General features: G+C 42.2%; 1 protein-coding gene. It reads right to left on the bottom strand.

Features of this window, described 5'->3' with window-relative positions; translation table 11 throughout:
- A partial coding sequence (locus ACFIQC_RS10120) for a tyrosine-type recombinase/integrase (RefSeq protein ID WP_375707155.1) occupies positions 1-635 on the bottom strand: 635 nt, incomplete at both ends.

Below are 635 nucleotides of genomic sequence, written 5' to 3'. Positions count from 1 at the left end.
GTACGAACGCCTGTCAGGATAAGCAAGCGCAAAGCCAGTTGTGTTATGTTTTGTGTTTTACAGAGTAACTGATAAAAGGCGGGAACATCTTTCCAATCCATTGCAGGTCTATTAGTGGTTTTATGACGTTGTTTACCTAAGAGCGCGCGTGCTTTTTCTGTTGCTTGTAAATCAACATCTAACCCTAATGCAGCCGCATGTTTGAGACAAAGATTAAGACGATTTAGTGCTTTCTCTGCTGTTGCAGCTTTTGTATGCCAGATAGGAGCAAGGGTATTGCGTATCTCTATTTGTGTAATCTCTGAAACGGGCAGACAGCCCAATTTAGGGAGAATATGAAGGCGTAATGGTAAAAACCAATCACAAGCTTTACCATCTCTTTTTAATTCGGCTTTACGGCTTTCAAAAGCATCTAAAGCAATGTTTTTTAAATAATGAAGATTACGCATTGCCTCACGCTTTTGTTTATCGCGTTCTTTAATGGGGTCACGACCCTCATGTAAAACAGCACGCCATTGGTTTGCCAATTCACGGGCTTTTTTTAAAGAGACATGTCTTAAGGCGCCCAAGCCCATTTCACGGCGCCGACCGTGAATGGTATAACGATAAAGCCATTGAGCACCACCATCTTTACG

It is taken from the genome of Bartonella sp. AA126HLJHH, assembly GCF_042197425.1.
In the GTDB taxonomy this organism is placed as follows: Bacteria; Pseudomonadota; Alphaproteobacteria; order Rhizobiales; family Rhizobiaceae; genus Bartonella.
This window is presented reverse-complemented; position numbering and strand designations above follow the sequence as displayed.